The organism is Burkholderia sp. AW33-5 (genome assembly GCF_053427615.1).
Map to the genome: position 1 here is coordinate 31,567 of NZ_JBSAXA010000027.1, position 12,571 is coordinate 44,137.

General features: G+C 66.8%; 12 protein-coding genes. 7 read left to right on the top strand and 5 right to left on the bottom strand.

From position 1 onward, the window contains the following. The first annotated feature begins 5 nt into the window (after nucleotides 1-5). Both ACV22V_RS28410 and ACV22V_RS28415 read left to right on the top strand, forming a co-directional pair. Nucleotides 6-950 (top strand): ABC transporter substrate-binding protein, encoded by a 945-nt coding sequence (locus tag ACV22V_RS28410; RefSeq protein WP_059701426.1) that lies wholly within the window; start codon nucleotides 6-8, stop codon nucleotides 948-950. A 128-nt stretch (nucleotides 951-1,078) separates the two neighbouring features. After that, nucleotides 1,079-2,029 carry a carbohydrate kinase family protein gene (locus tag ACV22V_RS28415; RefSeq protein WP_448016165.1) on the top strand — a complete coding sequence of 317 codons (951 nt, stop codon included), beginning with the start codon at nucleotides 1,079-1,081 and terminating at the stop codon, nucleotides 2,027-2,029. A 42-nt stretch (nucleotides 2,030-2,071) separates the two neighbouring features. On the opposite strand, the gene ACV22V_RS28420 is transcribed toward ACV22V_RS28415, so the two are convergent. From ACV22V_RS28420 to ACV22V_RS28430, 3 genes are all read right to left on the bottom strand, one after another. After that, nucleotides 2,072-3,799: a SulP family inorganic anion transporter gene (locus ACV22V_RS28420; protein ID WP_059691791.1), complete on the bottom strand. Its 1,728-nt coding sequence runs from the start codon at nucleotides 3,797-3,799 to the stop codon at nucleotides 2,072-2,074. 24 nt (nucleotides 3,800-3,823) lie between these two features. Continuing rightward, nucleotides 3,824-4,450, bottom strand: coding sequence for a ParB-like protein (locus tag ACV22V_RS28425; RefSeq protein ID WP_059691792.1), 627 nt, complete (start codon nucleotides 4,448-4,450; stop codon nucleotides 3,824-3,826). A 115-nt stretch (nucleotides 4,451-4,565) separates the two neighbouring features. Further along, a complete protein-coding gene (locus tag ACV22V_RS28430) occupies nucleotides 4,566-5,108 on the bottom strand; it encodes a GNAT family N-acetyltransferase (RefSeq protein ID WP_448016166.1) in 543 nt (180 codons plus the stop codon). Between the two features lie 281 nt (nucleotides 5,109-5,389). On the opposite strand from ACV22V_RS28430, the gene ACV22V_RS28435 reads away from it, so the two are divergent. The 4 genes from ACV22V_RS28435 (at nucleotide 5,390) to ACV22V_RS28450 (ending at nucleotide 10,577) form a co-directional block, all read left to right on the top strand. Continuing rightward, nucleotides 5,390-6,610: an MFS transporter gene (locus ACV22V_RS28435; protein ID WP_059701433.1), complete on the top strand. Its 1,221-nt coding sequence runs from the start codon at nucleotides 5,390-5,392 to the stop codon at nucleotides 6,608-6,610. A gap of 217 nt (nucleotides 6,611-6,827) precedes the next feature. Then, on the top strand, nucleotides 6,828-7,646 hold the full coding sequence (locus ACV22V_RS28440; protein WP_059691795.1) for a TetR/AcrR family transcriptional regulator: 819 nt from the start codon (nucleotides 6,828-6,830) through the stop codon (nucleotides 7,644-7,646). Nucleotides 7,647-7,879: 233 nt separating this feature from the next. After that, entirely contained in the window at nucleotides 7,880-9,634 is a 1,755-nt protein-coding gene (locus ACV22V_RS28445; RefSeq protein ID WP_059532966.1) for an AMP-binding protein, read from the top strand. Nucleotides 9,635-9,662: 28 nt separating this feature from the next. After that, nucleotides 9,663-10,577 (top strand): DUF1571 domain-containing protein, encoded by a 915-nt coding sequence (locus ACV22V_RS28450; protein ID WP_059691838.1) that lies wholly within the window; start codon nucleotides 9,663-9,665, stop codon nucleotides 10,575-10,577. A 27-nt stretch (nucleotides 10,578-10,604) separates the two neighbouring features. Here ACV22V_RS28450 and ACV22V_RS28455 read toward each other — a convergent pair whose 3' ends face one another. Beyond that, nucleotides 10,605-10,886, bottom strand: a complete 282-nt coding sequence (locus ACV22V_RS28455) for a PXPV repeat protein (protein ID WP_059533118.1) — start codon at nucleotides 10,884-10,886, stop codon at nucleotides 10,605-10,607. 293 nt (nucleotides 10,887-11,179) lie between these two features. On the opposite strand from ACV22V_RS28455, the gene hfq reads away from it, so the two are divergent. Further along, nucleotides 11,180-11,773 (top strand): RNA chaperone Hfq, encoded by a 594-nt coding sequence (gene hfq, locus ACV22V_RS28460; protein WP_059701435.1) that lies wholly within the window; start codon nucleotides 11,180-11,182, stop codon nucleotides 11,771-11,773. A gap of 83 nt (nucleotides 11,774-11,856) precedes the next feature. Here the strand turns inward: hfq and ACV22V_RS28465 are convergent, their stop codons facing one another. Then, the gene (locus ACV22V_RS28465; protein ID WP_059691798.1) at nucleotides 11,857-12,564 is read right to left on the bottom strand and encodes a DUF2968 domain-containing protein; all 708 of its coding nucleotides are present in this window, start codon (nucleotides 12,562-12,564) and stop codon (nucleotides 11,857-11,859) included. Nucleotides 12,565-12,571 lie beyond the last annotated feature (7 nt).

Below are 12,571 nucleotides of genomic sequence, written 5' to 3' on the forward strand. Positions count from 1 at the left end.
ACGACATGTTCAAGCACAAAGCCGCCCTGACCGCCATCGCCTGCGCGCTCGCCTTCGGCGCCGCCGCCGCCCACGCAGCCGACAAGCCGCTGAAATCGATCGGCGTCACGGTCGGGTCGCTCGGCAACCCGTACTTCGTCACGATCGTGAAGGGCGCCGAAGCACGCGCCAAACAGCTCAACCCGAACGCGAAGGTCACCGCGGTTTCCGCCGATTACGACCTGAACAAGCAGTTCACCCAGATCGACAACTTCATCTCCGCACACGTCGACATGATCCTGCTCAACGCGACCGATCCGAAGGCGATCGAGCCGGCGGTGAAGAAGGCGCAGGCGGCCGGCATCACGGTCGTCGCGGTGGACGTCGCGGCAGCCGGCGCGAATGCGACCGTGCAGACCAACAACGTGAAGGCCGGCGAGCTGGCGTGCGACTACCTCGCGAAGAAGCTCAGCGGCAAGGGCAACGTGATCATCGAGAACGGCCCGCAGGTGTCGGCCGTGATCGATCGCGTGAACGGCTGCAAGACCGTGCTCGCGAAAAACCCGGGCATCAAGCTGCTGTCGAGCGACCAGGACGGCAAGGGCTCGCGCGAAGGCGGGATGAACGCGATGCAGGGCTACCTGACGCGCTTTCCGAAGCTCGACGGCGTGTTCACGATCAACGACCCGCAGGCGATCGGCAGCGATCTCGCGGCGAAGCAGCTGAATCGCCCGAACATCGTGATCACGTCGGTCGACGGCGCGCCGGATATCGAGGTGGCGCTGAAGTCCAACACGCTCGTGCAGGCGTCGTCGAGCCAGGACCCGTGGGCGATGGCGCAACAGGCCGTCAACGTCGGCTACGGGATCATGAACGGCCAGAAGCCGGCCAATCCGATGATCCTGATCGAGCCGACGCTCGTCACGCGCGACAACGTGAAGGGCTACAAGGGCTGGAGCAGCCCGCGCTGATCGCGCGACGCCACCCGCGATCCCGGGCGGTGCCGGGCAGCGTCGCCGCGCGCGGCGCCCGGCCCCGCCCGTCCGCTCACCTCAACCGCTGCACCGCCGCGCGACACGCCACGGCACAAGGTTTCGACATGACGACGACGTTCCCCCGCCTGATCGTATTCGGCGAAGCGCTGACCGATTTCATCCGCGACGACGCGCAGCACTGGCGCAGCGTCGCCGGCGGCTCGTGCTGGAACGTGGCGCGCGTCGGCGCGCGGCTCGGCGTGCCGACCGCCTTCGCCGGCACGGTCAGCCGCGACATCTTCGGCGACGAATTGATGCGCAGGAGCGCCGATGCCGGGCTCGACCCGCGCTTCATCCGGCAGGTCGATCGTGCGCCGCTGCTTGCGATGGTCGTGTCGAAACAGCCGCCCGACTATTTCTTCATCGGCGAAAACAGCGCCGATCTCGCGTTCGATCCGGCCGACTTGCCCGACGGCGCGCTCGACGCGGCCGAGATCGTGCACGTCGGCTCGCTCGGCGTCGTGCGCGAGCCGCTTGCATCGCGCCTGATCGACGTCGTGCAGGCTGCACGCGCCGCCGGCAAACGAATCTCGTTCGATCCGAACTATCGCGCGCCGATGGCCGCGCCGTCGTATCGCGCCACCCTGCGGCGGCTGGCAAGTCTCGCCGACTGGATCAAGGTCTCCGACGAAGATCTGCGCGGCCTGTTCCCCGAGCGCGACGAAACCGCCGCGCTCGCGCAATTGCGCGCGTGGGCGCCCGATGCGAGCGTGCTCGTCACGCGCGGCGCGGCCGGCATGCAGCTCCTGCATCGCGATTCCGCGCTGTTCCAACCGGCGTTCGCGACCGAGGTCGCCGATACCGTCGGCTGCGGCGACGCCAGCATCGGTGGCTGGCTCGCCAGCCAGCTCACGCGCCCCGGCGCATCGGCCGCCGATCATCTGCGCTATGCGGCCGCCTGTGCGGCGGTCGCCTGTGCGCATGCGGGCGCATATGCGCCGACGGCGGCCGAGGTGGTAGAGGTGATGGCCAACCCCGCGACCGCCGAAGCGGCCGACGCCGCGCTGTCGCACTAGGCGGCACCGGAACGCGCAGGACGGCGCGTTCGCCTCGCATCGTCACGCACCGCCCTGCGCGCCCTTCCCGCCATTACCGCGCGCCTGCAGCAGTTGCAGGCTCTCGTCGACACTCAGTTCGGACATCGCGTCGTCGCGCAGCGTCTCGTCGGCCGCGCGGCGCAGCGCATGCAGCGCGTGCTCCTTGAGCCGCACGATCGCGAACTGCAGCCCGCGCGCCGCGCATTCCGCCGCGAACGTGCGCAACGACTCGATCGTCGTGCCGTCCACGTCCGGCGTTTCCTCGAGACTCAGCAGCACGGTACGCGTATCGGGCGCGGCCTTCATCAGCGCACGCACGCGATTGAGCATCCGGTCCGCGTTCGCGAAGAACAGCTGCGCCTCGGGCCGCACGATCAGCACGCCGGGTACCGGCGTCGCATCGGCATGGTTCGCGACGTCGACGAAGTCGTGCCCGTCGCGCAACCGGCCGAGCACGCTCACGTTCGGCTCCGACAACTTGCGCAGCGTCAGCAGCAGGCTCACGCCGATGGCCGCGAGCAGGCCGTGCAGCACGCCGAGCACGAGCACCGCGAGCAACGCGGCGATCACGACGAGCCGGTCGCGATGCCAGACCCAGTACGGCCGGAACACCGTCGGATGCAGCGAGTGGCTGACCGCAAAGATCACGATCGCCGCGAGCACGGGCTCCGGCGTGCGCGCAAGCTGCGGCAACAGCAGCCACACGATCAGCGCGACCACGCCGGCCGCCCACAAGCCCGCGAAACGCGACCGCGCACCGGCCGCCTCGTTCGCGGACGTCGCCGAATAGCCGGCGCCGACCGGCATCCCGTGCAGCAGCCCCGACACGAGGTTCGCGCAGCCGAGCGCGACGAGGTCGCGGTTCGGCGACACGCTGTCGCCGTGCTTCAGCGCGAAGTTGCGAATCGATCCGTACGACTCCGCATACAGGATCAGCATCAGCGCGAAAGCAAGTTCGACCGTCTGCATCCATGCATTGCGGTCGAGATGCGGCAGGCCGAATTCGATGTGCCGGAAATCGATGTGCCCGACGATCGCGATTCCGTAGTGCTGCCAGTCGACCATATACCCGGCCGCGATCGACAGCACGATCACGACCAGTGTCGCGGGCACGCGCGAGCGCCGGCCGAGCACGAACAGCAACGCGAGCGCGGTCGCGCCGAGCGCGACGCTCGCGAGGTTCGCATGCGGCGCGCCGGCGACGAGCTCGAGCGCGACATGCGGCGCGTCGCTGTGCTGCACGGAGATCGCGAGAATCTTCGGCAACTGCTTGATGACGATCGTCAGCGCCAGGCCGAACGTGAAACCGCGCAGGACCGGACGCGCGACGAAATCCGACATGCCGCCCAGTCGCGCGGCGCCCGCCAGGATGAACAGCACGCCGGTCATCGCGACGAGCGCGGCCGCGAGCGCGAGTTGCGCGGCAAGCGCCATCCCGGACTCGGCCAGCACGGTCGCGGCGAGCACGGCCGCCGACGACGACGTCGACGACACGATCGCAAAGCGACTGCTGCCGGTCAGCGCATAGACGACGAGCCCCGACAGCAGCGCGATGAGACCGGCCTGCGGCGGCAGATTGGCGAGACCCGCGTACGCGACCGCCTCGGGAATCAGCAGCCCGGCGATCGATACGCCGGCCAGCGCGTCGAGGCCGATGCGCCGCATGGGCGGCGACGTTGCCGCATCGAGTGCAGCGAAATGCTCGGGATGCTGCGGGCCGGCATCCGGACGGGGCGGGACGGTCGTCATGAAGTGGCAGGCACCGGGCGCGTATCAGGGCTTGACGGCAATGACGCCCGACCAGCCGGGCAGATAGCGCGCGTCCTGCTCGTGCGCACGGCGCAGCGAGAGGTCGAGCGCCTTCGAGAAGTTCTTGCGGATCTGGTCGAGCGTCACGTGCTGGCGCAGGTAGTCGGCCCACAGGAATTCGCTGAACGGCGTCGCATCCTTCGCGTAGCCGCCGGCCGTGCGCAGCTCGCCCGCAAGGCTCCGGTACGGATCGTCCTCGAGCCCCGTCAGCGCCTTCGGCAGATGTGCGTAGTCGCGACGCGAACCGTCCGCGCCGAACGGATGCACCCACTGGTTGTGTTCCATCATCCGCCAGAAGATCGTGTCGTCGAGCCAGGACAGATCCTTCAGCAGCATCGCGTTCACACGCGTCTCCCCTTCCTCGATCAGCGCGAGGCCGAGGTGGTGATGATCGGTGATGTAGTGCAGCCCGCCCGGGCCGAGGACGGCCGGAAACCAGTGCGACTCGATCGCGGCCTTGCGCGCGCGCTTGTCGAGCGTCTTCCAGTGCTTGCGCTTCGCTTTCACTTCGCGATAGCCGACCGTCATTTGCGTCGGACGCAGTGCGTCGAGCCGGACGGGAATGAGATGAACGTCGTTGCCGAGTGCCATGGTCGTACCCCATGTTACGAATTTCCGGCAACGATACTCCTGATCTGACGAGCCGTTAATACGTCACGGCCTCGATATGCCTGTGCTTGACCATCTCTGACAACCGGACGCAACACTATGCACGCAGGTCGTCGCGCTCGAGACGGTGGCGCACGTAAGGAATCCCGTCGTGAACGACGCTCACGCGGCGCATCCCGAGCTTGCGTGCGACGTTCAGCGAACCCGTGTTCGCCTCGGCGATATCGGCGATCACGCGCGGCAGCCGCACGGTGTCGAACGCATGACGCACGACGGCCGCGGCAGCCTCGCATGCGATGCCGCGCCCCCACGCCGCGCGCATGAGCCGCCAGCCGATCTCGACGTCGCGCGCGCCGCCCGCATAGTCGGGAATCAGCAGGATCCATCCGATGAACGCATCGGGCGCGGCCTTCTCGAAGATCGACCAGTAGCCGAGGCCCGGCGGATACGCGCGCGTGATCCGATGCGTGACGAAGCGGCGATGTTCGTCCGGGTCGTGCCACGGGCCCGCGATGTAGCGCGTGACCTCGGGATCGCGATCCATCTCGATGCTCGCGTCGAGATCGGCCAGCACGCGCGGGCGCAGCCACAACCGCCCGGTCTCCAGGACGGGCAACGCGGCAACGGATGGTTCGGTCATCTGGACTCCTGATTCGGTGGCGATGCGCGTCGCGCACATTACATGACTGATACAAAAAGCCTTCCGGAATGATACAGACGCCTGTCGCCCGTCTCGCGCACGCTCATTTCCATTTTCTCAACAATCCATTTCATAGGGATTATTCCCGATTCGCGGTTATCGCACCCCACGTCGCACGGAGCCGCGGCCTACACTCGATCCATGCCCCCGCACCGCGCGCAAGCCGGGCCGGCATCCGCCAGCGGATCGTGAGCGCGCAAGCCTACGAGGAGACCTCGGACATGAGCTGGACCCGCGAACAACGCAACGTCACGATCGCCGCCTACCTGGGCTGGACACTCGACGCGTTCGATTTTTTCCTGATGGTCTTCGTGCTGAAGGACATCGCCGCCGAATTCGCGTCGACGATTCCCGCGGTCGCGTTCGCGCTGACGCTCACGCTCGCGATGCGCCCGATCGGCGCGCTGATCTTCGGCCGGCTCGCCGACCGGTTCGGCCGCCGTCCGACGCTGATGGTCAACATCGCGTGCTATTCGCTGCTCGAACTCGCGTCGGGCTTCGCGCCGAGCCTCGCCGCGCTGCTGGCGCTGCGCGCGCTGTTCGGCATCGCGATGGGCGGTGAATGGGGCGTCGGCTCCGCGCTGACGATGGAAACCGTGCCGACCCACGCGCGCGGCTTCGTGTCGGGCTTGCTGCAGGCCGGCTATCCGAGCGGCTACCTGCTCGCGTCCGTCGTGTTCGGCCTGTTCTACCAGTACATCGGCTGGCGCGGCATGTTCATGGTCGGCGTGCTGCCCGCGCTGCTCGTGCTGTATGTGCGCACGCACGTGCCCGAATCGCCGGCCTGGAAGCAGATGGAAAAGCGTCCGCGGCCGAGTCTCGCGACCACGATCCAGCAGAACTGGAAACTCACGATCTACGCGATCGTGCTGATGACCGCGTTCAACTTCTTCTCGCACGGCACGCAGGACCTCTACCCCACCTTCCTGCGCGAACAGCATCACTTCGATCCGCATACCGTGTCGTGGATCACGATCGTGCTGAACATCGGCGCGATCGTCGGCGGCCTGTCGTTCGGCGCGATCTCGGAGAAGATCGGCCGCCGTCGCGCGATCTTCGTCGCCGCGCTGATCGCGCTGCCGGTGCTGCCGCTGTGGGCGTTCTCGAGCGGCCCGGTCGCGCTCGCCGCCGGCGCGTTCCTGATGCAGATCTCCGTACAGGGTGCGTGGGGCGTGATCCCCGTCCACCTGAACGAGATCTCGCCCGACGAGATTCGTGCGACGTTCCCCGGCGTCGTCTACCAGCTCGGCAACCTGCTCGCGTCCGGCAACGCGACGATGCAGGCGTCGCTCGCGGTTTCCCAGGGCGACAACTACGGTTTCGCGCTGGCGCTCGTGGCCGGCATCGTGGCCGTCGTGATCGCCGTGCTGATCCTGTTCAGCCGCGAACGGCGCGGCATCGACATGACGCAATCGGTCAATACGCGTAGCACCGTCGGCTGAACCTGCGCATTGCCGCATCGCACCATCGCGCGCGCCCTATCCCCGCCGGGGCCGCGCGACAGACTTTCCGCATTCGCACATCGAACTAGAGGAATTTGTCCAGATTCCGCGCTTGCCCGCGCCGCCCGCGTTTTTTTATCTTAATAAAAACGGCTGTTTGAATCAGATAATCAAATCACCTGTTCGCGGCCGGGCGACCGGCATTGGGAGGCGGGACATGGCAGTCAGTCAGGAGGGGCGACCGTCGGCGGGACGGCCGTCCGGGACGCGGTCATCCGGAAATCGGCAGACCGGCGGGACGAAGGCGCGCATTCTCGATGCGGCCGAGGACCTGTTCATCGAACATGGCTTCGAAGCGATGTCGATGCGGCAGATCACGTCGCGCGCGGCGGTGAACCTCGCCGCGGTCAACTATCACTTCGGCAGCAAGGAAGCGTTGATCCACGCGATGCTGTCGCGTCGGCTCGATCAGCTCAACCAGGAACGTCTCGGCATTCTCGACCGCTTCGATGCGCAGCTCGGTGCACACATCACCTGCGAACACGTGCTCGGCGCGATGTTCATTCCCGCGCTGAAGGCGTCGCGCGACCCCGAGCGCGGCGGCCCCGCGTTCCTGCGGCTGATCGGCCGCGCGTACACCGACCCGTCGCCATTCGTGCGCAACTTCCTGACCGCGCACTACGCGAGCGTCGCGGGCCGCTTCTTCGACGCATTCCAGCGCGCGCTGCCGCACCTGCCGCGCACGGAGCTCGGCTGGCGGCTGCACTTCGCGATCGGTGCGCTGTCCGGTGCGCTGGCCGGGGCCGAAACCGAAAGCCTCATCGACGAATTCTCGCAAGGCCGCACGATGAACGACGTGCAGATGATCGCGCGGTTGTCCTCGCTGATCGTCGCCGCGCTGAAGGCGCCGATGCCCGACAGCGCGCAGCTGTCAATCTTCGCGGCCGTGCTCGACGATGCGGGTGCGAGCGAAGCGTTCGGGCTGCCCGCGAGCGCGCCGGCCGCCGATCCGGCGACGGTGCATTCGGCGAGCTGATCGCACGAGGCCGCGCAGGCGGCGATTCACGATTTTGGCGGCCCGGGCCGGCGTTGACACGCTGGCCCGGGCCGAACGAATGTCATGCGGCGGGAGCCAGGGCTGGCTTGCGCTCGTCGACGAAAAAGCATGGGACGAGAGTTAGCGCTGAAGCGCCAACTCTTGTCGACCGCGAAGCATGGGACGAGCGTAAGCGCTGAAGCGCTAACGCTCGTCGACACCGGAGACACATCATGTCCTCATCCGCAGCAACCGCAGCGGCCCAACTCCCGCCGAACACCGACGGCATCTGGTACGCCTCGTATCCGCCCGGCGTGCCGCACGAAATCGACGTCACGCAATACGCATCGCTCGTGCAATTCTTCGACGAATGCACCTCGCGCTTCGCCGAGCGCGTCGCCTACGTGAGCGCAGGCGCATCGATGACCTATCGCACGCTCGCGCAAAAAGTCGATGCGTTCGCGTCGTATCTGCAAAGCACCGGCGTGAAGCCAGGCGACCGCGTCGCCATCATGCTGCCGAATACGTTCCAGTACCCGGTCGCGCTGTTCGGGACGCTGAAGGCCGGCGCGATCGTCGTCAACGTCAACCCGCTCTATACCGCGCGCGAACTCGCGCACCAACTGAAGGACAGCGGCGCGCAGACGATCGTCGTATTCGAGAACTTCGCGCGCACGCTGCAGGACGCGTTGCCGGAAACGCAGGTGAAGAACATCGTCGTCACCGCGCTCGGCGACCTGCTCGCCGACGGCTTCAATGCAAAAGGACGCCTGATCAATTTCGTGCTGAAGCACGTGAAAAAGCTCGTGCCGGCCTACAGCCTGCCGCAGGCGATCCGGCTGCGCGCCGCCCTCGCGCTCGGCGCACGCGGCAAACCGCAACCGGTGCAGACGACGCGCGACGATCTCGCGTTCCTGCAATACACGGGCGGCACGACCGGCGTCGCGAAAGGCGCGATGCTCACGCACGGCAACCTGATCGCGAACCTGCTGCAGGCCAAGGCGTGGATCGCCGACCAGGTCTCGGGCGACGTCGAGACCGTGCTGACGCCGCTGCCGCTTTATCACATCTATTCGCTGACGGTGAACGCGTTCATCTTCATGGGGCTCGGCGGGCGCAACATCCTGATCGCGAATCCGCGCGACATGAACATGGTGATGAAGATCATCCGCAACGAGACGTTCACCGGAATCACCGGGATCAACACGCTGTACAACGCGTTCCTCGACAACGAGGAATTCCGCAAGCGCGACTTCTCGAAGCTCAAGCTCGCGATGGCGGGCGGCATGGCGATGCAGCGCGCGGTCGCGGAGCGCTTTCAGGCGGTCACGGGGCGGCCGGTCGTCGAAGGCTACGGGCTCACCGAATGCTCGCCGATCGTCACGATGAATCCGGTGGATCTGACCGACATGGCCGCGTTCAGCGGCTCGATCGGCCTGCCCGCCCCGTCGACGCTCGTGCGCTTCCGGCGCGAGGACGGCACCTGGGCCGCCGTCGGCGAGCCGGGCGAGCTGTGCGTGCACGGCCCGCAGGTGATGCGCGGCTACTGGCAGCGGCCCGACGAGACCGCGAAGGTGATCGACGCCGACGGCTGGCTCGGCACCGGCGACATCGGCGTGATGGACGAGCGCGGCTTCATCCGCCTGATCGACCGCAAGAAGGACATGATCCTCGTCTCGGGCTTCAACGTGTATCCGAACGAGATCGAGGAAGTGCTGGTCATGCATCCGGGCATCAGCGAAGCCGCCGCGATCGGCATCCCGGACGAAGTCCAGGGCGAACGGATCAAGGTCTTCGTCGTGCGCCGCGACCCGACGCTGACGGTCGACGACGTGCTCGCGCATTGCCGCAAAAACCTGACCGGTTACAAGATGCCGAAGTTCGTCGAATTCCGCGACGCGCTGCCGCAGACGAACGTCGGCAAGATCCTGCGCCGCGCGCTGCGCGACGAGGAACTCGCCAAGCTCAAGGCCGCGAAGCAAGGCTGAACGATCCATCGCCCCGGAGATGCTGTCGATGAACGAAGGAACGAAGCGCCGCACGCGGCACGCGGCCGCGGCCGTCGCGTGCATGCTGTCGCTCGCGCAAGCCGGCCTGCATGCGCAGGAAACCGCCGCCGCCGCGAGCGCGGCCCAGGAGGCCGCACTGCCGGCGGACCTGGCGAAGGTCACGCGCGAGCCGGTCGCGCAGCAGGCGCGCTGGCTGCGCACGGCCGCCCAGCGCGGCACGCTCGCACAACTTGACGACGCGACGCTCACGGCGCTGTTCAAGACACTCGATCCGCTCGCCGTCCCGCTCTATATCCGCAACGGTCCCAATGGCTATCCGTCGTACCAGTTCACGATGGTGCGCCAGGAGCGCATCAGCGGGAAATGGTCCGACACGCCCGACCGCATGCTCGTGAAGACGACCCGCGAACCGTTGCGGGTGTACGCGAAATGGCTGCCGGGCGGCGCGCATGCCGGACAGGAGACGATCTATGACACGACCCAGCGCAAGGACGAGATGTACGGCCATCTCGGCGGCCTGCTCGGCAAGATTCCGCTGTGGACGGCGCTCGACGGCGCACTCGCACGCGCCCAGTCGAATCACCAGGTGAAGGATCTCGGCACCGAGTTCATCACGAACCTGTACCTGACCGAAGGAAAGAAATACCAGGAAGCCGGCGTGCAGCGGCCGACGCAGGTGGAAGCGAAGACGATCGGCGGCGTGCGCGTCGTCGCGCTCACCTACGAGACGCCGACCGGCCGCCCGCAGTTCTACGCGAAGAAGGAAACCCTCGGGCTCGACCTGCACGCGCCGTACTTCAGGACCGTCGAATCGTATGACAACGACGGCAAGATCTTCGAACGGATCGTCATCGAGAAAATCGCGCCGGTGACGCTCGACGAATCCGCGTTCGACCCGAAGAATCCGGATTACGCGTTCTGAACGTCACCGGCGCCGCGCAGGTCGCGCTCAATCGTCGTCATCGTCGTGATGCTTGCGCCAATGCTTGTAATAGTGCTTGCGCCATTTCCGGTAACCGTCGTCGTCCTCTTCGCCGTAGTAGCCGTATCCGTAACCCGGATAGGCGACCACCGCCGGCTGCGGCGCCACATAGACCGGCGCCGGCTCGACATAGACCGGCGCGACCGGCACGCCGATGCCCACCGACAAGTCGACGTGCCCCGCCATTGCACTGCCGGAAGCGAGCAACGCCACACTCCCGATCCACACCGCCAATCCCCTCTTGTTCATGTTCCCCTTCCCGGATCCGCCGGCCAGCCCGGCACGCGCGTCGAATGTAATCGCGCCGCGCGCCGCCAGGTGCTACGCCGTTGCGAGAGTCGTAACGCGACGTAACGAAACGGCATTAGCCATTCGACCGAATCGCGAAAATGCACGGGAACGTCTATAGTGGGTTACGGTTCGACACAATCGCGACTGCGCACTGGTGGAACGAACAGGGTAAAATCCCGCCAAACACTTGGTGGGCAACCACGCCACACACGCACAACATATTCTCTGACGCAGGCTCCTGCCGCACCTCAATGGCCAATCCCGCAGAATCCCATCCGCAAAACGACTTCATCAATTCGGCGCGCAAGGAACGTAAGCGTGTTGAAATCTATCTCGTCAACGGCATTCGTCTGACGGGGTGTATCGAGTCGTTCGACCAGTACCTGGTGATGCTGCGCACCCCCGTGGGTCTGCAAGGCATCTACAAGCGTGCGATTTCCACGATCCAGCTCGACACGGGCGGCTCGCGCCCGGGCGGCGGCGGCCCCCGCGGCCCGCGTACCGGCGGTCGGCCGGGCGGCCGCGAAGGCGGCGGGCACAGCCCGTACGGCTCGCACGGCGGCGCCCGCGAATCGCGCGGCGACGGCGGCGGCTACGGCTCGCGCGAACCGCGTGAAGGTTACGGTTCCCGTGAACCGCGCGAAGGCTATGGCTCGCGCGAACCGCGCGAGGGTTATGGCGCGCCGCGCGAACCCCGCGAAGGCTACAGCGCCCCGCGCGAAAGCTACGGCGCACCGCGCGACGCCGGCGACGCATCGGGCAACACGTCGCCGTCCGACGCACGCGGCGGCAACGGGCCGGTGATCGTCACGCGCCGCCGGCGAATCGTGCCGGACGGCCAGTAAAACGAAAGGGCAAGCCAAGCGGCTTGCCCTTTTTTCTGGTGGGTCGGCGCGGCATGTCGCCGCACCGGCCGTGCCGTGATCGCTCAGTGCGCCGTCGTCGGCAAGCCTGCGTCGGCCTCGCGCTGCAGCGAACGCACCTGCTGCTGCAATGCGCGCAGTTGCGACTGAAGCTGCGCCTGCTGCGCCTGCAACGCCGCCGTTTCGGTGCGGACGCTCTTCTGGCGATCCGCGACCGCTGCCTGCTGCTCGCGTGCGATCGAGATGTCCGCCTGCAGACGCCGCGCCCGTTCCTGCGTGACTTCGATCTGCCGGTCCATCCGCGCCTTTTGCGATTCCAGCTTCGCCGCACGCAGTTCGTTGACGGCCAGCCGTTCCGCCTGACGCGAGAAATCGCGATAGATCGTCTCGGCCCGCGTTTCGTCGTAAGTCTTGATCACCCGCCAGAACGCCTTCTGCTGGAACAGCGCGACGAAATAGGAACCGTCCTTCACGCTGAACAGCAGGCTCGCGCCGTAGCTGCCGTTATAGCTGGTGCGCATTTCCGTCAGCGAATGCGCCTGGATCTGGCGCTGCAGTTCGTCGACCGTGCTCTGCCCGGTCGTCTCGCCCGCCTGCGGCTGTACCGACGTCTGAACCTGCTGATCGATCACCGGAATCGTCGCCACCGGCGCCGACGCCTGCTGCACCGCCGGCGATGCGTTGCCGGCCAACCCCTGCGCGAACGCGCCCTGCATGCCTCCCATCATGGCGAGCAACACACACGCCCGCCCCAACCCCGTCATATGGCTCATGAATTTC

Excerpts from the sequence above, each read along its gene's own strand:
- ACV22V_RS28410 (WP_059701426.1), top strand. The coding sequence starts at position 6 with ATGTTCAAGCACAAAGCCGCCCTGACCGCCATCGCCTGCGCGCTCGCC.
- ACV22V_RS28415 (WP_448016165.1), top strand. The coding sequence starts at position 1,079 with ATGACGACGACGTTCCCCCGCCTGATCGTATTCGGCGAAGCGCTGACC.
- ACV22V_RS28420 (WP_059691791.1), bottom strand. The coding sequence starts at position 3,799 with ATGACGACCGTCCCGCCCCGTCCGGATGCCGGCCCGCAGCATCCCGAG.
- ACV22V_RS28425 (WP_059691792.1), bottom strand. The coding sequence starts at position 4,450 with ATGGCACTCGGCAACGACGTTCATCTCATTCCCGTCCGGCTCGACGCA.
- ACV22V_RS28430 (WP_448016166.1), bottom strand. The coding sequence starts at position 5,108 with ATGACCGAACCATCCGTTGCCGCGTTGCCCGTCCTGGAGACCGGGCGG.
- ACV22V_RS28435 (WP_059701433.1), top strand. The coding sequence starts at position 5,390 with ATGAGCTGGACCCGCGAACAACGCAACGTCACGATCGCCGCCTACCTG.
- ACV22V_RS28440 (WP_059691795.1), top strand. The coding sequence starts at position 6,828 with ATGGCAGTCAGTCAGGAGGGGCGACCGTCGGCGGGACGGCCGTCCGGG.
- ACV22V_RS28445 (WP_059532966.1), top strand. The coding sequence starts at position 7,880 with ATGTCCTCATCCGCAGCAACCGCAGCGGCCCAACTCCCGCCGAACACC.
- ACV22V_RS28450 (WP_059691838.1), top strand. The coding sequence starts at position 9,663 with ATGAACGAAGGAACGAAGCGCCGCACGCGGCACGCGGCCGCGGCCGTC.
- ACV22V_RS28455 (WP_059533118.1), bottom strand. The coding sequence starts at position 10,886 with ATGAACAAGAGGGGATTGGCGGTGTGGATCGGGAGTGTGGCGTTGCTC.
- hfq (WP_059701435.1), top strand. The coding sequence starts at position 11,180 with ATGGCCAATCCCGCAGAATCCCATCCGCAAAACGACTTCATCAATTCG.
- ACV22V_RS28465 (WP_059691798.1), bottom strand. The coding sequence starts at position 12,564 with ATGAGCCATATGACGGGGTTGGGGCGGGCGTGTGTGTTGCTCGCCATG.